This window comes from Halomonas rhizosphaerae, from assembly GCF_030012485.1.
Lineage (GTDB): Bacteria > Pseudomonadota > Gammaproteobacteria > Pseudomonadales > Halomonadaceae > Halomonas > Halomonas rhizosphaerae.
Map to the genome: position 1 here is coordinate 1 of NZ_JASCQQ010000027.1, position 17941 is coordinate 17941.

The window sequence follows — 17941 nt, forward strand, 5'->3', positions numbered from 1 at the left end:
CCATGTTCCAGCTCACCCGCAGCGTCACCTGGCAGGCCCTCCAGGGCCTGCAGCAGCAGACCGCCAACGACCGCATCCGCGACTACTTCGCCGCCGACCCCCAGCGCTTCGAGAAGATGAGCCTGCGCGTCGGCGGGCTCTTCCTCGACTACTCCAAGCAGCCCGTCTCCGACGCGGTGCTGGCCACGCTGATCGAGCTCGCCGAGCACTCGGCGCTGGTCCAGCGCCGCGCCCAGATGTTCTCCGGCGACATCATCAACGTCACCGAGGACCGGCCCGTCCTCCATACGGCCCTGCGCAATCTCGGTGAGGGACCGCTCAAGGTCGACGGCCAGGACGTGATGCCGGAGATCCAGCGCACCCGCGAGCAGATCCGCGCCTTCTCCGAGGCGGTGCGCAGCGGCGAGTGGACGGGGTACGACGGCCAGCGCATCAAGGACGTGGTCAACATCGGCATCGGCGGCTCGGACCTCGGCCCTAACATGGCCTGCCGGGCGCTGCTCAAGCACCGCCACCCGGGGCTCGGCTTCCACTTCGTCTCCAACGTCGACGGCGCCCATATCCAGAAGGTGCTCAGCCGCCTCGACCCGGCCACCACCCTGTTCATCGTCTCCACCAAGACCTTCTCCACCCAGGAGACGCTGCTCAACGCCCATACCGCGCGCCGCTGGTTCCTGGACAACGCCGGCCCGGAGGCCGACGTGGGGGCGCACTTCATCGCCGCCTCGACCAACAAGGCGGCGGCCATGGCCTTCGGCATCCGCGAGGAGAACGTCTTCGAGTTCTGGGCCTGGGTCGGCGGGCGCTACTCGATGTGGTCCTCCATCGGCCTGCCCATCGCACTCTCCATCGGCTTCGAAGGGTTCATGGAGCTGCTCGAGGGCGCCTATGAGATGGACCAGCACTTCCTGTCCGCGCCCTTCGCCGAGAACATGCCGGTGCTGATGGCGCTGATCGGCATCTGGCACATCAACTTCCAGGGCGCCGAGACCCAGGCCATCGTGCCCTACGACCAGGCGCTGCATCAGCTGCCGGCCTTCCTGCAGCAGCTCGACATGGAGTCCAACGGCAAGTCGGTGGACATCTTCGGCCACCCGGTGGACTACAAGACCGGGCCCATCGTCTGGGGCCAGACCGGTTCCAACGGCCAGCACGCCTTCTTCCAGCTGCTCCACCAGGGCACCCGCTACGTGCCCATCGACTTCATCGCCTCGCTCAGGCCCGAGCCGGGCATGGAGGAGCACCACTTCGCGCTGCTCACCAACATGCTGGCCCAGGCCAACGCCTTCATGGAGGGCAGCCAGACCGGCAGCCGGCTCGACCCCTACAGCTGCCCGGGCAACCGCCCCTCCAGCGTGCTGCTGCTCGACGAGCTGACGCCGAAGAACCTCGGCGCGTTGATCGCGCTCTACGAGCACAAGGTGTTCGTCCAGGGGGTGATCTGGAACATCAACTCCTTCGACCAGTGGGGGGTGCAGCTGGGCAAGCGCATCGCCGGCGAGATCAGCGAGCGCATCGACGCCCACAGCCAGGACTTCGATGCCTCCACCCAGGGCCTGCTGGCGCTGGTGCGCGGACACTTCGCGTCGGGCGGCGATCCGTCGGGCGGCGATCCGTCGGGTGGCGAGGGCGAGGTCGAAAGGCCCCGACGCAGGACGCGCAAGGCCTCGACCGGTCGTTGAAGGGTGAAGGTGCGGATGGCCGCAGCGGCAAGGTGTCGGGGCCATCAAGTGGTGGGGCGGTCCGGGTCTGATGCCCGGGATCAGGCCCGGGCAGGGACGGCGTAGGCGCCTGCCTGAGCCTCCTCGAGCAGGTGGCAGGCGGCGCGCTTGTGTTCGATGAACTGCACGAGCAGGGCATCGAGCTCCGGCAGGTGGCAGTAGCGGGCCATCAGCTCGCTGAACTGTCGTGAATGGTGAGCGACGGCCAGGGCATGGCTCAGCGCCTGGCAGGCCATGGCATCGTCGGTGATGAACAGGTGGTGTCGACGGACCTCCGCCCATGACGGGTAACGGGAGGGGGCGTACATCAGGAGGTCACGCAGCTGCAGCTTCTCGGCGAGGGCCTCCAGTGCGCCGATGCGCTGTTCGCACTCGATGCCCAGCGCCGCCATCAGGCGGCTGACATGGGGCCGAGTGGGCAGGAAACTCAGGGCCAGGCCGCGATAGTGCTCCATCTCGCGTGACTCGTGTTCGTGGGCGAGCAGCAACTGCTCGTCCGCGGGGCATGGGCGGGCTTGTGCCCCGGGGGTGATGGCAGGCATGGATATCTCCTTTATTGTCTTCCGGGCCTCTTCCGGGCACCGTCCGATTAAGGTAGTAGTCCCAGTTCGGGGCTACCCCTGATGTCGATCAATTTCGTCCCTGGATCAGCAAAAAGTATCAGGGATCTCATGACAGCGCCGGGAGCGCCTCGCCCTGCCGCGGGCCGGCGTTGTCCCCGCTTGCTCCGGCGACATACACTGCCTGAAACCGCACAGGCAGGCCGACATGCTCGATCTCCCCCCCGCTACGCCCGTCGTTCCCGGTCCGCTCGAGGCGGAGCTGCCGCTGCGCACGGCGGTCAGCCGGCGACGCGATCCCCGGGGGGCGGCCCGGGAGCTGGCCGGGGCGCTGCGGCATGCCGAGCTCGGCTTCGTGCTGTTCTTCTGCAGCGCCGAGTATCCCCTTGCCGCGCTCTCCACGGCCCTCAACGAGGCCTTCGAGGGCGTGGCGGTGGCGGGCTGCACCACCGCCGGGGAGATCACCCCGGAGGGCTACGGGCGGGGCTGCATCGTCGCCATCGGCCTCGACCGTCGCCACTTCGCCGTCTCCTGTGCCCTGGTCGAGGACCTGTCGGGCTTTGACCTGATTCGGGCCCAGCGGCTGGTCGACGGCCTGCTCGACGACTGTCGCGGCCGGGCCCTGGCCCCGGTGGGGGAGCACAGCTTCGCCCTGACCCTGCTCGATGGCCTCTCCAGCTGCGAGGAGCAGGTGCTGGCGACCCTGGATGCCGCCCTGGGGCGTATCCCCAGCTTCGGCGGCTCCGCCGGCGACGACAATCGCCTGGCCCATACCCATGTGCATGCCGAAGGCCGCTTCCACGGCCAGGCGGCGGTGGTGGTGATGATCAACACCCGGTTGCCGTTCGAGGTCTTCACCACCCACCACCTGCGCCCACGGGACGAGAAGCTGGTGGTCACCCGCGCCGACCGCGAGCGCCGTCGGGTGCTGGAGCTCAACGCCCTGCCGGCCGCCGAGGAGTATGCCCGACTGGTGGGCCTGCCGGTCGAGGCCCTTGAGCCTGAGGTGTTTGCCCGCCATCCGCTGGCGGTACGCCTGGGCGAGGCGCATTTCGTGCGCTCCATCCAGCGGGTCAACGACGACGGCAGCCTCAGCTTCTACTGCGCGGTGGAGAACGGCATCGTGCTGACGGCCATGCAGCCGGCCCCCCTGCTGGAGGACCTCGAAGCGGTCTTCGCGGGGCTCACTGCGCGGCTCGGCGAGCCGGCGCTGATCATCGGCTGCGACTGCTTCCTGCGCCGGCTCGAGCTGGAGGCCCTGGGACTGGTGGCCCCGGCCTCGCGGCTGCTGGGCCGCTCGCGGGTGATCGGCTTCAATACCTACGGGGAGCAGCACCATGGCATGCACATCAACCAGACCTTCACCGGGGTCGCCATTGGATCTCGCCCGGTCACGGGAGACGCCTGACGACGCCGGCCCGCGGGAACGGGAACTGCTGGAGGAGAACGCCCGCCTGCGGCGGATCGCCAGCGCCCTGATGGAGCGCGTGGAATCGGCGGGCATGGCGGGCGGCGCCCCCTATGCGGCCTTCGAGCATGCGGTGCTGCTCGCCGAGCAGGTGCGCGAGCGCACCGAGACGCTGCAGCGCACCCTCGCCGAACTGCATGCCGCCAAGGCGGAAGCGGAAGCGGCCAACCTTTCCAAGACCCGCTTCCTGGCCGCGGTGAGCCATGACCTGCTGCAGCCGCTGAATGCCGCCCGGCTGTTCACCAGCGCCCTGGAGGATCACCCCCTGCCCGAGCCCTCGACCCGGCTGGTGGGCCATATCGGCCGCTCCCTCAAGGACGTGGAGGCGCTGCTCGGCACCCTGGTGGACATCTCGCGGCTCGATGCCGGGGTGCTCGAGCCGGATATCGCGCCCTTCCCCGTCGCCCGGCTGCTCGACGTGCTGGCCGAGGAGTACTGCCAGATGGCCGCGGCCCGGGGGCTCGAGTTGCACTATGTGGGCAGTGGTGCGGTGGTCGCCTCGGACCTGGCGCTGCTGGCGCGGGTGGTGCGCAACTTCCTGACCAATGCCATCCTCTACACCGGGAGCGGCAAGATCCTGCTGGGCTGCCGTCGCCGCCCCGAGGGGGTCGAGATCCTGGTGGGAGACAGCGGGCCGGGCATACCCGAGGCGCAGCGCGAGGCGATCTTCCAGGAGTTCCAGCGCCTGGGCGGCAATCGCGGGGCAGAGGATCGCGGCCTGGGGCTGGGCCTGGCCATCGTCGACCGCATCGCGGGGATGCTCGGCCATCCCCTGCGTCTGGCTTCCGTACCGGGCCGCGGCTCGCTCTTCTCGGTACTGGTCCCCCAGGGCCGACTGCCGCCGGTGGCCCACCCCCCGACCGTTTCGCCTCGGCTGGGTCAGGGGCCGGGGCAGGGCAGCGTCCTGGAGCGGGCAAGGGTCTGGGTCATCGACAATGATCCCGGTATCTGCAAGGGGATGGCCGCGCTGCTCGAGGGCTGGGGGTGTCGGGTGCTGACCGCGACCTCGCTGGCCGACCTGGACATCAAGGCCGTTGGGGAGCGCGCGGACGTGCTGCTCGTCGATTTCCACCTGGGCGAGGAGGACCCCGATGGTCTGGCGGTGGCGGCGAGGCTTCGCGAGCGCCAGCCGGGGCTCCCGGTGATCGTGATCACGGCCAACCATGACGCGACGATCAAGGGCCTGACCCGGCAGCTGGGCTATAACTGCCTGCTCAAGCCCCTGAAGCCGTTGCGGCTGCGCATGGCCCTGGTCGACCTGCTGGGTGGTGAATCAGCGTGACGGAGGGTGGCGCTCGGCCAGCAGGGTCTCCAGGTCGGCCTCGCCGGCGGCGAGGATCGCCTGGACCCGGCCCGGCACCCCGAGCTTGCGCAGGATCGCCGAGACATGGGTCTTCACCGTGGTCTCGGCGATGTCCAGTTCCCGGGCGATCACCTTGTTGGAGGCGCCGCGACTCAGGCGGATCAGCACCTCGAGCTGCTTGTCGGTCAGTTCGGCGAAGCGCGAGCCCGGCGATGGCGTTCCGGCCCCGGCGGGGGAGGAGCGCGGGACGGCGGGGCGTCGCATGATGTCCGGTGGCAGGTAGACCTGGCCCTCCAGCAATTGGGCCAGCGCCGTGAGCAGGTCCCGGCGCGGCGTCGACTTGGGGATGTAGCCCACTGCACCCAGGTCGAGGGCGTCGAGGATGGTGCGCCGTTCCTGGTCGGCGGAGAGGATCGCCACCGGCAACCAGGGATGTGCCTCGCGCAGCGCGCGCAGCCCCTCGAGCCCGCTGGCATCGGGTAGCCCGAGGTCGAGCAGCACCAGGTCCAGCTCCGCGCAGTCCCCGGCGTGGCGGAGGGCCTCGGCCAGGCTCTCCGCCTCCAGCAGCCGGCTCTCCGGCAGTCCCGCCTCGATCACGGCCGCGATGGCCTCGCGGAACAGCGGATGGTCATCGGCGACCATCAGGGTGTGCATGGGCAATTCCTCGTGGACTCGTCTCGTCTCCTACCGAAGGAGGAGTCCCTTTCCTGCCACGGGAGTATGTCGCGGAAGGCGCGTCTGACCAATACTGAGGGTGTATCGCCACAATCACAACATTTCAGGAGTCACGCCATGATCTATGCCAACCCCGGCCAGTCCGGTTCGCTGGTCAGTTTCGAGACACGCTACGGCAACTACATCGGCGGCGAATTCGTATCGCCGGTGAGGGGGCAGTACTTCGACAATGTCAGCCCGGTCAACGGTGAGGTGTTCTGCGAGATCCCGCGTTCCACTGCTGAGGACATCGACAAGGCGCTGGATGCCGCCCATCAGGCCGCACCGGCCTGGGGCAGGACCTCCGCCGCGGAGCGCTCCAATGTCCTGCTGAGAATCGCCGACCGCATGGAGCAGAACCTCGAGATGCTCGCCGTGGCCGAGACCTGGGACAACGGCAAGGCGGTACGCGAGACCCTCAACGCCGACCTGCCGCTGGCCGTCGACCACTTCCGCTACTTCGCCGGCTGCATCCGCGCCCAGGAAGGTACCGCCGCGGATATCGATGCCAACACCGTCGCCTACCATTTCCACGAGCCGCTGGGTGTGGTAGGACAGATCATTCCCTGGAACTTCCCGCTGCTGATGGCCGTCTGGAAGCTGGCGCCGGCGCTGGCCGCGGGCAACTGCGTGGTGCTCAAGCCCGCCGAGCAGACCCCGGCCTCCATCCTCAAGCTGATGGAACTGGTCGGCGACCTGCTGCCGCCCGGGGTGGTCAACATCGTCAACGGCTATGGCGCCGAGGCGGGCCAGGCACTCGCCACCAGCAAGCGCATCGCCAAGATCGCCTTCACCGGCTCCACCCCGGTGGGTTCGCACATCCTCAAGTGCGCCGCCGAGAACATCATCCCCTCGACGGTGGAGCTGGGCGGCAAGTCGCCGAACATCTACTTCGCCGACATCATGAACGCCGAGCCGGCGTTCATCGACAAGGCAGCCGAGGGCCTGGTGCTGGCCTTCTTCAACCAGGGCGAGGTCTGTACCTGTCCCTCCCGGGCGCTGATCCAGGAGAGCATGTACGACGCCTTCATGGCCAAGGTCATGGAGCGTACCCTGTCGATCAAGCGCGGCAATCCGCTGGACACCGACGTCCAGGTCGGCGCCCAGGCCTCCCAGGAGCAGTTCGACAAGATCATGTCCTACATGGAGGTCGCCCGGGAGGAGGGCGCCGAGTTCCTCACCGGCGGCGAACGGGAAACGCTGGATCCGGCCATCAACAACGGCTTCTATATCCAGCCGACCCTGCTGAAGGGCCACAACAAGATGCGTGTCTTCCAGGAGGAGATCTTCGGCCCGGTGGTGGCGGTGACGACCTTCAAGGACGAGGAGGAGGCGCTGGCCATCGCCAACGACACCGAGTTCGGCCTCGGGGCGGGCGTCTGGAGCCGCGACATGAACGTCGCCTTCCGCATGGGGCGCGGCATCCAGGCCGGCCGCGTGTGGACCAACTGCTACCACCAGTATCCGGCCCATGCCGCCTTCGGCGGCTACAAGAAGTCCGGCGTCGGCCGCGAGACCCACAAGGTGGCCCTCGAGCACTACCAGCAGACCAAGAACCTGCTGGTCAGCTACGACATCAATCCGCTCGGCTTCTTCTAATCCTCTCCGGCGCCCGGGTTTCCCCGGGCGCACAACACCCCTATCAGTGGGCGGATTCACCGCCCCGTGGCCCCCGGCGATCGTGCAAGGTGGCGCGATGGCCCCTTGCTGTCCGACAAACGAGGAGGTCGAGACGCCCCGGCCGCAGGCGGGCGAGATACTGGTCAAGGTGGCAGCATCCGGTGTGTGCCATACCGACCTGCATGCCGCCCATGGTGACTGGCCAGTCAAGCCCAATCCGCCTTTCATTCCGGGCCATGAAGGGGTCGGCCACATCGTGGCGGTTGGCGAGGGGGTAAAGCATGTCAAGGAGGGCGACAGGGTCGGCGTACCTTGGCTCTACTCCGCCTGCGGTCACTGCGAGCACTGCCTGGGGGGCTGGGAAACCCTGTGTGAGTCCCAGCAGAATACGGGCTATTCGGTAAATGGTGGCTTTGCCGACTACACCCTGGCGGATGCCGGCTTCGTTGGACGTCTGCCAGACAATGTCGACTTCCTCGAGATCGCCCCGATCCTTTGTGCGGGTGTCACTGTCTACAAGGGCTTGAGGATGACCGATACCCGCCCGGGCCAGTGGGTAGTGGTCTCGGGTATCGGTGGCCTTGGGCATATGGCAGTGCAATATGCCAGGGCTATGGGCCTGAACGTGGCGGCGGTGGACATCGACGATGGCAAGCTGGCGCTGGCGGAGCGGCTGGGTGCCACCGTCATGGTCAACGCCCTCAAGACGGATCCCGCCGCCTACCTCAAGAAGGAGATTGGCGGTGCACATGGGGCACTGGTCACGGCAGTATCGCCGAAGGCTTTCGATCAGGCCCAGCGCATGCTGCGTCGAGGAGGAACCTTGGTACTCAATGGCCTGCCGCCCGGCGACTTCCCGCTGCCGATCTTCGATACCGTGCTCAACGGCATCACCATCCGCGGCTCCATCGTCGGCACCCGCAGCGACCTTCAGGAGGCACTGGACTTCGCCGGTGAAGGCAAGGTGAAGGCGACGGTGGAAAGTGACTCGCTGGAGAACATCAACGCTGTCTTCCAGCGCATGATCGATGGCCAGATAGAAGGACGCGTCGTCCTCGACATGAGGGGTTGAAACAGGGATTGAAGCGTCACGGTCACTCCCACGGGGCGCGACCCGAGTCGCGTCTTCCCCTGCCCTTGGTCCCGGGCATCCTGCTGAGGGCTTCTCTCTCACAGGGGCCCATACGAGAACCGAATGGCCGGCCTTGAAGGTCGGCCATGTGTCACGGCCGCATCACCATCTTCGCCTCGGTGAGTCGCTTGACCACGCTCCTGAAGCTGTTCTTGAGGATCAGCATCTCGCCGTTGGTCAGGGAGATCACGGCCACCGGCTCGTGGCGCGGTTCGTTCTCCGCCTCGATCTCGGGCCGGATCTGCGCGATCTGATCGAGGTGCAGTAACAGAGTGTACTGCTCCTCGGTGGTGGGGAAGTCGGTGATGACCTCTATGAATCGGTGACTCATGGTCTTCTTGCTCCGTGAGCGGGGGGATGGTCTTCAGTGTAGTCGGGGGCGGTGCCGTGCATCAGTCACCGTCGCTGAAGGCCGTCAGGTCCAGCCCGTGACTGCGGCCATGCTGACGATCACCCGGCAGCCGCCTTTTTTGGCTCGTTGCTACACGTCCCGGCCGCTTTGCGTCATCATCTCCCGCCCGGACCCCGCGGAGACAGCATGGAGATGATCGACCTCGAAGCCCCCGACCTCCACCAGGAGCGGCTGCAGCGCGTGGTGTCGCTGGTCAGGGCCAGCGGTGCGCGACGGGTGCTCGACCTGGGGTGCGGCTCCGGCGGGCTGCTGCAGTACCTGCTGCGCGACGCCCAGTTCGAGCGTGTGGTGGGCCTGGAGCTTTCCGGCGAACTGCTGGCCCAGGCCAAGCTGCGTCTGGAGGACCTGCCGGCCGCCCGTGCTGGGCACCTCGAATTGGTCTGCGGCTCCTATGCCGATGTCCACCCGGCGCTGGTCGGCTTCGAGGCCGCGGCCATGGTGGAGACCATCGAACATGTCCCGCCCGAGGCGCTGTCCCGGGTCGAGCGCGCGGTCTTCGCCGGGCTGCGGCCGCAGCTGCTGGTGATGACCACCCCCAACCACGAATACAACCCGCTCTATGAGATGGCGCCGGGCGAGTTCCGCGACCCCGACCACAGGTTCGAGTGGGGCCGGGCGCGTTTCCGCGACTGGGCACAGGGCGTGGCGCGCCGCAATGGCTACCGGGTGCGCTTCTCGGGGATCGGCGAGATGCACGCCCACCTCGGCCAGCCGACCCAGGTGGCGCTCTTCACGCGCTGAGCCGAGGCCTCAGGGCAGTCCCAGCACCCTGGCTTCCTGGCGGCGTCGCGCCTGCCGGTCCCGGAGGGCGGCGATGGCCAGGAGCAGGAAACCGGCGAGCTCCACCAGGGGGTGATAGTCGATGAACAGCGCATGGAGGATGGCCGCGCTGCCCGTTACGGCCAGCAGGGTCGGCGCCAGGGCGCGGTGTCGTCGATGGCCGGCGGCGAGGGTGCCCAGGGTCAGCAGCACGAAGGCGGCGATGGTCAGCGCCCAGGTTCCCTCGTCCAGGGCGAGGCCGATGCCGAGCAGCGGCAGCAGGGCGGCGAGCGCCAGGGTGCCGTAGCAGGACAACACCGCCAGGCCCAGGGCGACAACGCCCAGCAGGCCACGACGCTGCAGCAGGCGCAGCCAGCGGCGCGGGTCGAGCCTCAGCCAGGCCTGTCGTAGACGTGAGGGGGCCCCGGCTCCCCGACGCATGCCGAGCTCGATGGCATGGGCGCCGAAGCCGGCCGCGACCTCCCGGGTCTGGGCACTGGGACTCAGGGCGAAGTAGTCATGGCGGCCCACCACTTCGATCGCCTCGAAGCCGGCCTCCTCGAACAGGGCCAGCAGCTCCTCCTTCACCGTGGCCCCCACCACGCACTCGACCCAGAGGCGCGGGTCCTCGTGGCAGTCCACCGAGACCGGGCGGTGGATCACCACGTCGGCGAGTTGCAGGCGGCCACTGGGGCGCAGCACGCGGAACATCTCCGCCACCGCGCGGCGCTTGTCCGGCACCAGGTTGAGGGCACCATTGCTGGTGATGGCATCGAGGCTGGCGTCGGCAAACGGCAGCCGTTCCGCCGAGGCCTGGACCACGTCGAGTCGGTCGATGCCGCTGGCTTCGGTCACGTCGCGGAGCTTGCGGGTCATGGCGGCGGTGAGGTCGAGGGCGATGACGTGCCCGTCAGGACCGGCGAGCCGGCGGGCGATCAGCGCATCGACCCCGGCTCCCGCGCCGATGTCGAGCACCCGGTCGCCGGCGTGGATGGCGCCGGCGCGAAAGGGGTAGCCGACACCGGCGAAGGAGGCGAGCAGCGCTTCCGGCAGGGGGGCCGTCAGCGCCGGCGGATAGCCCAGCTGCCGGCAGGCGGCGTCACCCACCGGGAAATGGAAGGGCGACTCCGGCGTCTCGGCGACGGCCGTGTACATGCCCTGCACGGCATCCTGGATCTGCCGGCGTGAGTAGCCGAGTATGGCCACCATGAGGATCGCTCCTCACGGGTCAGGGGGTGGCGTCCTGCTCGTCGTCGAAGCGGTCGAGCAGGTCCCGGATGCGCCGGCGCAGTCGCGGCGGGGCCGCTGCCGTGCCGGTGGCCTCCACCCTGGCCCGTAGTCGTTTCTCGAATTCGGCCCGCGTGAAGCAGTCCTGACACCTCGCCAGGTGCCACTCGATGGCGGCCGCCTGCTGGCCGTCCAGCTCCCGGTCGAGGTAGTCGAAGAGTCGTTCGATGACCTCCTCGCAGGTCAGTGGCCGTCCGCTCATGGCTGCTGGTCCTCCTTTCCCTGGTGGGCGGATGCCCGGGGGCCGGAGATGACACCGGCCTCCCTGGCCTGTTGCCACAGCATCTTCTGCAGCAGGCCCCGTGCCCGGCTCAGGCGCGAGCGGACGGTACCCAGCGGAATCCCCAGCAGGCGGGATACCTCCTCATACGTATAGCCCTGGACCTCGACGAGCACAATCGCCACCCGGAAGGCATCAGGGAGGGCGTCCAGCGCCCGTTGCAGGTCTTCCTGGAGCAGCTGGTGGAAGAACTGCTCCTCGAGGTTGCCCCACCACAGCAGGAAGGGCTGATGCAGCTGCTGGAAGAGGGTGAAGCGGCCGATGTCGAGCTCGTCCGGCGACGTCGACTCGTCGTCCATCGGGCGCTGGGGGCGACTCTGCCGGCGGCGCCACTCGCTGATGAAGGCATTGGTGAGGATGTGGAACAGCCAGCCCTCGAAACGCTGCGGGTCGCGCAGTTCATCGAGCCGTGCCCATGCCTTGCCGACCGCTTCGGCGACGATATCCTCGGCGTCATCCGGGTCGCGGGTCAGGCGCAGGGCGGTGCCGTAGAGCCGGTCCGTCAGCGGCTCCAGGCGCTGCTCGAACCACTGCCGGCGCTCGGCGGGCTGGTGTTCGGTCATGGCCACCCCCGGTGCGACCCGTGGTGGCACGTCGGACCACGGCCTCGGGGCGCAGGTGGTTGGATGGGCAAGGATCATGGCTCACCTCTTCGAGCATGGAACCCCTGCTGCCGCTCGGCAAGCAGGGGGCACCTGCAGGGACGCGGCTTTCGCCGCCAGGGTTCCCGGCCAGGATCGAAAACCCAGGGCCGGGAACAATGCGGCCACCGGCTGCGTCCTCGGGGTGGCGCGGCACCCGCGTGCCGTGAACCGAAGACGACAACACAGAGGAGAGCCATCATGACCATCATCGAGCCGTCCACGTCACCCGCGGTGGATCGCCATGAGCTCGAAGCACGGGTCAAGGCGATGTATCGCGAGGTAGCCGAGACGCCGGACGCGGATTTCCACTTCGAGATGGGGCGCGCCCTGGCCGAGCGCCTGGGCTACGACCCGGCGGGCCTGGACCGGATCCCTGCGGCGGCTATCGACTCCTTCGCCGGCGTCGGCCATTTCCTGGACCTGGCGGCGATCCGCCCTGGCGAGAGGGTGCTGGACCTGGGCAGTGGCGCCGGGATGGACAGTTTCCTGGCCGCCCTGGCAACGGGGCCGACGGGGAAGGTGCTGGGGCTCGACATGACCGATGCCCAGCGCCACAAGGCACGGCGCCTGGCCGAGGAGGCGGGGTTCAGCAACGTCGAGTTCCATGCCGGCCATATCGAGTCGCCCCCCTTCGCGGATGGCAGCGTCGACGTGGTGATCAGCAACGGCGTCATCAACCTGTCGGCGGACAAGCCGCGGGTCTTCGCCGAGGCGGCCCGGGTCCTGCGCCCCGGCGGGCGCCTGGCGCTGGCCGACATCGTCACCGAGTCGCCACTGCCGGAGAAGGTCTCCTGCAATGCCACCCTGTGGGCCGCCTGCATCGGTGGCGCCAGTCAGGAGGACGACTACCGGGCCGCCATCGAAGCGGCGGGTTTCGAGGTGCAGGAGCTCCGCGAGCACCCGGAATATCGCTTCCTTACCGACTCGGCCCAGGGCGCCAGCCGGACCTATGGCGTCAAGAGTATCTCGCTGCTGGCCACCCGGCGCTGAGGGTGCGCTCGCTCCCCGCCGGCAGTGCGCCCAGGCGGATCACGACACAACGACAACACGACACAGCACGAGCACAAGAGGAGGCAGCATCATGAACCACAAGACCCTGACACAGACCCTTTCCGCCACGGCCCTCGGCCTGGCCCTGGCCGTGGCGGCCCAGGCGGCCCCCTACCAGGGCGACGGCCATCTGATCGGCAGCGCCGATGAACTGGAGTGGGGGCCGGTGGCCTCCATGGGCGAGGGCGCCGAGATCGCCATCATCGAGGGTGACCTGAGCAAGGAGGCGCCCTTCACCATTCGCCTGCGGCTGGAGGACGGCTACGAGATCCAGCCCCATGTGCATCCGGCCTACGAGCGCGTCACGGTGCTCGACGGCACCCTGCACTTCGCCCATGGCGAGCGCTACGATTCCGACGCGACCCAGGCCCTGGCGCCAGGCGACTTCGCCATCATGTCGCCGGGCGACCCCATGTTCGGTTATGCCGAGGGCGAGACGCTGTTCCAGCTGCACGGCACCGGCCCCTGGGGCATCGAGTATCTCGATCCGGCCCAGGATCCGCGCAACTGAGGAAGGCGACGCGACGCCGCACCCCGGCGCGGGGTGCGGCGCCCTTGTCACGGCGGGGAGTCACGCTAGCATGGCGGTATCCCTTCATCCGTCTAGAGGAACCGTGATGTGGCAACAGCAGGCACTGCGTCTCGCGCCGCGCTCGCGCGGCTTTCACCTGATCACCGACGAGGTGGTCGACGGCCTGCCCGGCTTGCGGGAGGTCTCCATGGGGCTGCTGCACCTGCAGCTCTTGCACACCTCGGCGTCGCTGACCCTCAACGAGAATGCCGATCCGGACGTGCGCCATGACCTGGATGCCTTCCTGCGCGAGCGGATCCCCGGCGACCTGCCCTACTTTCGCCATACCCTCGAGGGGCCGGACGACATGCCGGCCCATGTCTGCGCCAGCCTTCTCGGCACCCAGCTGACGCTGGCGGTCCGCGACGGCCGCCTGGTGCTCGGCACCTGGCAGGGGGTCTGGCTGGGAGAGCACCGGGACCACGGTGGGACGCGACGGCTGATTGCCACCCTGAACGGGACCTGATCCGCGTCGCGCTCTCATGGCTTCCCGCGTGCTTGTCAGGCCTCCGTGAACACCACCGGGGGCTGAGGGTTGCGATTCACCGACAGCGAGAAGATGTCCGGCCGGGCATAGTGGCCGCAGACATCCAGCGAGCGACGTGCCCGGCGGGCGGTCTCGACCTCGATCTCGGCATAGAGGATGCCCTTCTCGCGATCGAGGGGGCCTGCCACCACCTCCCCCGAGGGGGCAATGACCACCGCATTGCCGACGTTGACCCACTCCTCCGGGGTGTAGAGCCGGTCGCGCTCGGGGAAGGAGGCGGGGATGTCGCTTCCCCGGAGGGCGGTGGACCTGCCGATCACCCAGCAGCCGCCTTCCCTGGCGATATGGCGCAGCGAGGCGAGCGCGATGTCGCTGGAATCCCAGGTCGGGTTGATGAAGACCTCCAGGTCCTGGGCATAGAGGGCATAGCGCGCCAGCGGCATGTAGCTTTCCCAGCAGATGAGGGTGCCGAGGCGTCCGGCGGGGGTCTCGACCACCTTGAGCCCGCTGGCATCGCCCATGCCCCAGACCATGCGCTCGGGGTTCGTCGGCATCAGCTTGCGGTGGCGATTCAGCAGCCGCCCATCCGGGCCGATCACGACCACGCTGTTGAACAGGGTGGTGCCGCTGTAGCGGCTGTCGATCTCGTTGAGGCCCGTCACCAGGGTCACCCCGTGCCGGGCGGCCGCCTCCTGGATGGGCGCCAGGGTGTCGCCGCCGAGGTCGACGGCATTCTCGCGCAGCCTGGCATGTAACTCGCTGGTCAGCGCCATGTCGCCCCCCGGGGCGAGTCGCCAGATCCAGGTCGGATAGCCGGGGATATAGGCTTCGGGAAAGACCAGCAGGGTCGCCCCGGCGCCGGCCGCCTCGTCGACGGCGTCGAGCATCCGTTGCAGTGTCGCGTCTCGCTGGAGCAGTACCGGGGGCTTCTGGATCACCGCAACCGTCGTGGCCATGAGAGGGTCCTCGTGCGCGGTGCGGGCGCCGAAGGACACCGATCACGGGCACTAGCCTGACCTTCACTATAGCGGCGAGGGGAGGGGGGCGCCCGGGATCAGCCAGGAAGCATGTGGCCGGATGAGCCGATCGGCGTCAGGGGCAGGTGTCGCCAATCATCATTTCGGTTGCCATGACACGGGATTCGGCGGGTTCCATCCCGAGGATCATGCGCGCGGCGATGCGGCCCTTCTCGGTGCTGTCCTGGCGGATGGTGGTCAGCCGGGGAGCACGATACTGCCCCTCGGCGATGCCGTCGAAGCCGGTCAGCCGCAGGTCCTCGGGGATGCGCAGGCCGCGCTGCTCGGCGAGCGTCACCACGGTCAGGGCGATGCGGTCGGACATGCACAGCAGCAGGTCGGGCCGCTCGGCGTCCGGCAGGTCGAGGATCTCCTCGATCACCGGGGTGCAGACCTCGAAGGTATTCTCCTCGATGTTCCACATCGGCACCTCGGCCGGGTCGATGCCGGCCTCGACGAAGGCCCGCTGGAAGCCGGCGAGGCGGGCCCGGGTGATGGTGCGCTCGGCCGAGAGCAGCGCCTGGTCGTCATCGATGCGGCCATTGCAGGGCTGCTCGGTCAGTCGCAGGTTGATCACCGCGGGGCGTCGCGTCGGCACCCTCAGGGCATGGCGGGCGATGGCGTAGCACGCCGGCTCGTTGTCGACGTGCACCGTGGCGTGGTCCTCGATATCGAAGTCCACCGCCACCAGGGGGCGCTCGGGCGGGAGGTCGGAGAACAGCTTCAGGCTCGGCATCAGGCCATAGATGATGAAGCCGTCGGCAATGCTCGAGGCACCGGGCACGCTGGCGGCGTTCTGGCGCCCCGAGAGCAGCAGCAGGGTGTGGCCGCGGGTGTCGAGCACTTCGGCGATGCCCGAGAGCAGTTCGCTGGAGACCGCATCGTTGAGGCTGTACGTCAGGCTCTCGGCGAGGATCACGGCGATGATCCGCGAACGGCCCGTGCGCAGGCTGCGGGCCCGGGCGTCGGGGCCGCTGTAGCCCAGGCGCCGGGCCTCGGTGAGGATGTGCTCGCGCAGCTTCGGGGAGAGCTGGTCGGGCCGGTTGAAGGCGTTGGAGATGGTGGCGGTGGAGACGCCGAGCTCGCGGGCCAGGTCCTTGAGGGTCATGCGACGGGGGAGAGGCACTTGGCGGCTGACTCCATTACGGTCAGGGTGGACTGGAACGATTTAGTTAGCAGCCTAGCATGGCCCGGCAGGGTCAGGGTAGCCACCCGAGGCGAGCCCCGGGCGGTCGTTCGCGACGCTGTCAGACAATGCTCAGCCAGGCCGCCTGGCCGGGCTCCATGACCAGCTGTCGGCCTTCCAGCAGCGGCGTCGCCATGCCTGGCAGGGCCAGACTGGACCAGCCATCGGCGCCCGGCATCAGGGCATCGAGGCAAATCTCCGCCCGGTCACCTGTCGCCTGGCCGAGATGCGCCAGGCACAGCAGGCGCCGTTCGCCGTCATGACGCAGCACGCCGAACACTCGGTGGGGCAGAATGGCGCGATCGATCAGCGTCTGTTCACCCTGGCGCAGCAATGCGTTGCCGCCGCGCAGCGTAAGCAGCCGGCGGACCCGGGCCAGCAGGCTGTCGGCCATCGGGTCCTGGCGCGTGACGGCCAGCGGCAGGTGTCGTTCGAACACCGGCAGCCAGGGAGCGGTGCCCTCGGGGCAGAAGCCGCCGTTCGGTGCATCCTCCCAGACCATCGGCGTGCGGCAGCCGTCGCGGCCCTTGACCTCGGGCCAGAGATTGATGCCGAAGGGGTCCTGCAGGTCCCCATAGGCGAGTTCGGCCTCGGGCAGGCCGAGCTCCTCGCCCTGGTAGAGGCAGAGGCTGCCACGCAGCGAGCAGAGCACGGTCAGCGCCAGCAGCGCGCGCTCCTCGCCCCAGCTGGTGGCGCTGCGCTCGACGTCGTGGTTGGAGAGCGCCCAGCACGGCCAGGTGTCCTCGCCGAGCTCCCGGAAGCGGGCCAGCACGTCGTGAAGCTCGGCGGCGTCGCCCGTGGAGCCCAGCAGGTCGAAGGTGTAGGCCATATGCAGGCGCGACTCGCCGGCGGTATAGGCGGCCATGGTCGGCAGCTGGTCGTTGCCGGCGATCTCGCCCACGGTGGTGGCCCCCGGGTACTCGTCGAGCAGCGCGCGGATCCGCTCCAGGTAGGCGAGGTTCTCGGGCTGCTCGATGTTGTGGCGCTGGAACTGGTAGCTCTGGGGGTTGCCGGGCTGTACCCGTTCGCGGGGCATCGGCGGGTTGTCGGTCAGCGCGGGGTCGTGGAAGTAGTAGTTGACCACGTCGAAGCGGAAGCCGTCGACGCCGAGCTCCAGCCAGAAGCGCAGGTTGTCGAGCTGCGCTTGCTGCACCTCGGGGTGGTGGAAATTGAGGTCCGGCTGGCTGGGCAGGAAGTTGTGCAGGTAGTACTGGCGGCGCCGGGCGTCGAAGGTCCAGGCGCGACCGCCGAAGGCCGCCATCCAGTTGTTGGGCGGGTTGCCGTCCGGCCGGGGATCTGCCCAGACGTACCAGTCGGCCTTGGCATTGGTGCGATCCTGGCGGCTCTCCTGGAACCAGGCATGCCGGTCGGAGCTGTGGGAGAGCACCTGGTCGATGATCACCCGCAGGCCCAGGTCATGGGCACGCTCGACCAGCGCGCGGAAGTCGTCGAGGCTGCCGAACATGGGGTCGACGCCGCGGTAGTCGGCCACGTCGTAGCCGAAGTCGTCCATCGGCGAGGTGAAGAACGGCGAGAGCCAGATGGCGTCGACGCCGAGGCTCGCTACATGATCGAGCTTCTCGGAAATTCCCGCCAGGTCGCCGATGCCGTCGCCATTGGCGTCCATGAAGCTGCGCGGGTAGATCTGGTAGAGGGTGGCACCGCGCCACCAGTCGTGTCGGTCGTGCAGGCGGTGTTGGGACAGAGTCATGCAAGCCTCGAGGTATCGTG

General features: G+C 68.5%; 18 protein-coding genes. 9 read left to right on the forward strand and 9 right to left on the reverse strand.

Features of this window, described 5'->3' with window-relative positions; genetic code table 11:
• The first annotated feature begins 2 nt into the window (after nucleotides 1-2).
• On the forward strand, nucleotides 3-1682 hold the full coding sequence (gene pgi / locus QLQ86_RS11345) for a glucose-6-phosphate isomerase (RefSeq protein WP_282817014.1): 1680 nt from the start codon (nucleotides 3-5) through the stop codon (nucleotides 1680-1682).
• Nucleotides 1683-1762: 80 nt separating this feature from the next.
• Here the strand turns inward: pgi and QLQ86_RS11350 are convergent, their stop codons facing one another.
• Nucleotides 1763-2263 carry a hypothetical protein gene (locus QLQ86_RS11350; protein ID WP_282817015.1) on the reverse strand — a complete coding sequence of 167 codons (501 nt, stop codon included), beginning with the start codon at nucleotides 2261-2263 and terminating at the stop codon, nucleotides 1763-1765.
• Between the two features lie 226 nt (nucleotides 2264-2489).
• On the opposite strand from QLQ86_RS11350, the gene nosP reads away from it, so the two are divergent.
• Together nosP and QLQ86_RS11360 are read left to right on the forward strand one after the other, a co-directional pair.
• A complete protein-coding gene (nosP, locus tag QLQ86_RS11355) occupies nucleotides 2490-3689 on the forward strand; it encodes a nitric oxide-sensing protein NosP (RefSeq protein ID WP_282736614.1) in 1200 nt (399 codons plus the stop codon).
• Complete coding sequence (locus QLQ86_RS11360; protein WP_282817016.1) at nucleotides 3658-5031, forward strand: hybrid sensor histidine kinase/response regulator; 1374 nt, start codon at nucleotides 3658-3660, stop codon at nucleotides 5029-5031. The genes nosP and QLQ86_RS11360 overlap by 32 nt, the downstream gene beginning before the upstream one ends.
• Here the strand turns inward: QLQ86_RS11360 and QLQ86_RS11365 are convergent.
• Entirely contained in the window at nucleotides 5023-5706 is a 684-nt protein-coding gene (locus QLQ86_RS11365) for a response regulator (RefSeq protein WP_282736616.1), read from the reverse strand. The genes QLQ86_RS11360 and QLQ86_RS11365 overlap by 9 nt on opposite strands.
• 138 nt (nucleotides 5707-5844) lie before the next feature.
• Here QLQ86_RS11365 and exaC point away from each other — a divergent pair, with 138 nt between their 5' ends.
• Together exaC and adhP are read left to right on the forward strand one after the other, a co-directional pair.
• Nucleotides 5845-7365: an acetaldehyde dehydrogenase ExaC gene (exaC, locus tag QLQ86_RS11370; RefSeq protein ID WP_282817017.1), complete on the forward strand. Its 1521-nt coding sequence runs from the start codon at nucleotides 5845-5847 to the stop codon at nucleotides 7363-7365.
• A gap of 97 nt (nucleotides 7366-7462) precedes the next feature.
• Nucleotides 7463-8458, forward strand: coding sequence for an alcohol dehydrogenase AdhP (adhP, locus tag QLQ86_RS11375; protein WP_282817018.1), 996 nt, complete (start codon nucleotides 7463-7465; stop codon nucleotides 8456-8458).
• Between the two features lie 151 nt (nucleotides 8459-8609).
• Here adhP and QLQ86_RS11380 read toward each other — a convergent pair whose 3' ends face one another.
• Nucleotides 8610-8849, reverse strand: a complete 240-nt coding sequence (locus QLQ86_RS11380; protein WP_282736619.1) for a hypothetical protein — start codon at nucleotides 8847-8849, stop codon at nucleotides 8610-8612.
• A gap of 207 nt (nucleotides 8850-9056) precedes the next feature.
• On the opposite strand from QLQ86_RS11380, the gene QLQ86_RS11385 reads away from it, so the two are divergent.
• Nucleotides 9057-9671: a methyltransferase domain-containing protein gene (locus QLQ86_RS11385; RefSeq protein WP_282817019.1), complete on the forward strand. Its 615-nt coding sequence runs from the start codon at nucleotides 9057-9059 to the stop codon at nucleotides 9669-9671.
• Between the two features lie 9 nt (nucleotides 9672-9680).
• On the opposite strand, the gene QLQ86_RS11390 is transcribed toward QLQ86_RS11385, so the two are convergent.
• The 3 genes from QLQ86_RS11390 to QLQ86_RS11400 are packed head-to-tail and all read right to left on the reverse strand — an operon-like array spanning nucleotide 9681 to nucleotide 11819.
• A complete protein-coding gene (locus tag QLQ86_RS11390; protein ID WP_282817020.1) occupies nucleotides 9681-10898 on the reverse strand; it encodes a MerC family mercury resistance protein in 1218 nt (405 codons plus the stop codon).
• A 19-nt stretch (nucleotides 10899-10917) separates the two neighbouring features.
• A complete protein-coding gene (locus QLQ86_RS11395; protein ID WP_282736622.1) occupies nucleotides 10918-11178 on the reverse strand; it encodes an anti-sigma factor family protein in 261 nt (86 codons plus the stop codon).
• On the reverse strand, nucleotides 11175-11819 hold the full coding sequence (locus QLQ86_RS11400; RefSeq protein ID WP_282817021.1) for an RNA polymerase sigma factor: 645 nt from the start codon (nucleotides 11817-11819) through the stop codon (nucleotides 11175-11177). Before QLQ86_RS11400 ends, QLQ86_RS11395 begins: the two co-directional genes overlap by 4 nt.
• Nucleotides 11820-12098: 279 nt before the next feature.
• Between QLQ86_RS11400 and QLQ86_RS11405 the strand changes: the two genes are divergently transcribed.
• From QLQ86_RS11405 to QLQ86_RS11415, 3 genes are all read left to right on the forward strand, one after another.
• Nucleotides 12099-12890, forward strand: coding sequence for a methyltransferase domain-containing protein (locus QLQ86_RS11405; RefSeq protein ID WP_282817022.1), 792 nt, complete (start codon nucleotides 12099-12101; stop codon nucleotides 12888-12890).
• 91 nt (nucleotides 12891-12981) lie between these two features.
• Complete coding sequence (locus QLQ86_RS11410) at nucleotides 12982-13461, forward strand: cupin domain-containing protein (protein WP_282817023.1); 480 nt, start codon at nucleotides 12982-12984, stop codon at nucleotides 13459-13461.
• 106 nt (nucleotides 13462-13567) lie between these two features.
• Nucleotides 13568-13987 (forward strand): secondary thiamine-phosphate synthase enzyme YjbQ, encoded by a 420-nt coding sequence (locus QLQ86_RS11415; RefSeq protein ID WP_282817024.1) that lies wholly within the window; start codon nucleotides 13568-13570, stop codon nucleotides 13985-13987.
• 35 nt (nucleotides 13988-14022) lie between these two features.
• Here QLQ86_RS11415 and QLQ86_RS11420 read toward each other — a convergent pair whose 3' ends face one another.
• From QLQ86_RS11420 to QLQ86_RS11430, 3 genes are all read right to left on the reverse strand, one after another.
• Entirely contained in the window at nucleotides 14023-14964 is a 942-nt protein-coding gene (locus tag QLQ86_RS11420) for a carbon-nitrogen hydrolase family protein (RefSeq protein WP_282817025.1), read from the reverse strand.
• 136 nt (nucleotides 14965-15100) lie between these two features.
• Nucleotides 15101-16150 carry a LacI family DNA-binding transcriptional regulator gene (locus QLQ86_RS11425; protein WP_282736628.1) on the reverse strand — a complete coding sequence of 350 codons (1050 nt, stop codon included), beginning with the start codon at nucleotides 16148-16150 and terminating at the stop codon, nucleotides 15101-15103.
• A 121-nt stretch (nucleotides 16151-16271) separates the two neighbouring features.
• Nucleotides 16272-17921 (reverse strand): alpha-amylase family glycosyl hydrolase, encoded by a 1650-nt coding sequence (locus QLQ86_RS11430; RefSeq protein ID WP_282817026.1) that lies wholly within the window; start codon nucleotides 17919-17921, stop codon nucleotides 16272-16274.
• Between the last annotated feature and the right edge of the window lie 20 nt (nucleotides 17922-17941).

Excerpts from the sequence above, each read along its gene's own strand:
- pgi (WP_282817014.1), top strand. The coding sequence starts at position 3 with ATGTTCCAGCTCACCCGCAGCGTCACCTGGCAGGCCCTCCAGGGCCTG.
- QLQ86_RS11350 (WP_282817015.1), bottom strand. The coding sequence starts at position 2,263 with ATGCCTGCCATCACCCCCGGGGCACAAGCCCGCCCATGCCCCGCGGAC.
- nosP (WP_282736614.1), top strand. The coding sequence starts at position 2,490 with ATGCTCGATCTCCCCCCCGCTACGCCCGTCGTTCCCGGTCCGCTCGAG.
- QLQ86_RS11365 (WP_282736616.1), bottom strand. The coding sequence starts at position 5,706 with ATGCACACCCTGATGGTCGCCGATGACCATCCGCTGTTCCGCGAGGCC.
- exaC (WP_282817017.1), top strand. The coding sequence starts at position 5,845 with ATGATCTATGCCAACCCCGGCCAGTCCGGTTCGCTGGTCAGTTTCGAG.
- adhP (WP_282817018.1), top strand. The coding sequence starts at position 7,463 with ATGGCCCCTTGCTGTCCGACAAACGAGGAGGTCGAGACGCCCCGGCCG.
- QLQ86_RS11380 (WP_282736619.1), bottom strand. The coding sequence starts at position 8,849 with ATGAGTCACCGATTCATAGAGGTCATCACCGACTTCCCCACCACCGAG.
- QLQ86_RS11385 (WP_282817019.1), top strand. The coding sequence starts at position 9,057 with ATGGAGATGATCGACCTCGAAGCCCCCGACCTCCACCAGGAGCGGCTG.
- QLQ86_RS11390 (WP_282817020.1), bottom strand. The coding sequence starts at position 10,898 with ATGGTGGCCATACTCGGCTACTCACGCCGGCAGATCCAGGATGCCGTG.
- QLQ86_RS11395 (WP_282736622.1), bottom strand. The coding sequence starts at position 11,178 with ATGAGCGGACGGCCACTGACCTGCGAGGAGGTCATCGAACGACTCTTC.
- QLQ86_RS11400 (WP_282817021.1), bottom strand. The coding sequence starts at position 11,819 with ATGACCGAACACCAGCCCGCCGAGCGCCGGCAGTGGTTCGAGCAGCGC.
- QLQ86_RS11405 (WP_282817022.1), top strand. The coding sequence starts at position 12,099 with ATGACCATCATCGAGCCGTCCACGTCACCCGCGGTGGATCGCCATGAG.
- QLQ86_RS11410 (WP_282817023.1), top strand. The coding sequence starts at position 12,982 with ATGAACCACAAGACCCTGACACAGACCCTTTCCGCCACGGCCCTCGGC.
- QLQ86_RS11415 (WP_282817024.1), top strand. The coding sequence starts at position 13,568 with ATGTGGCAACAGCAGGCACTGCGTCTCGCGCCGCGCTCGCGCGGCTTT.
- QLQ86_RS11420 (WP_282817025.1), bottom strand. The coding sequence starts at position 14,964 with ATGGCCACGACGGTTGCGGTGATCCAGAAGCCCCCGGTACTGCTCCAG.
- QLQ86_RS11430 (WP_282817026.1), bottom strand. The coding sequence starts at position 17,921 with ATGACTCTGTCCCAACACCGCCTGCACGACCGACACGACTGGTGGCGC.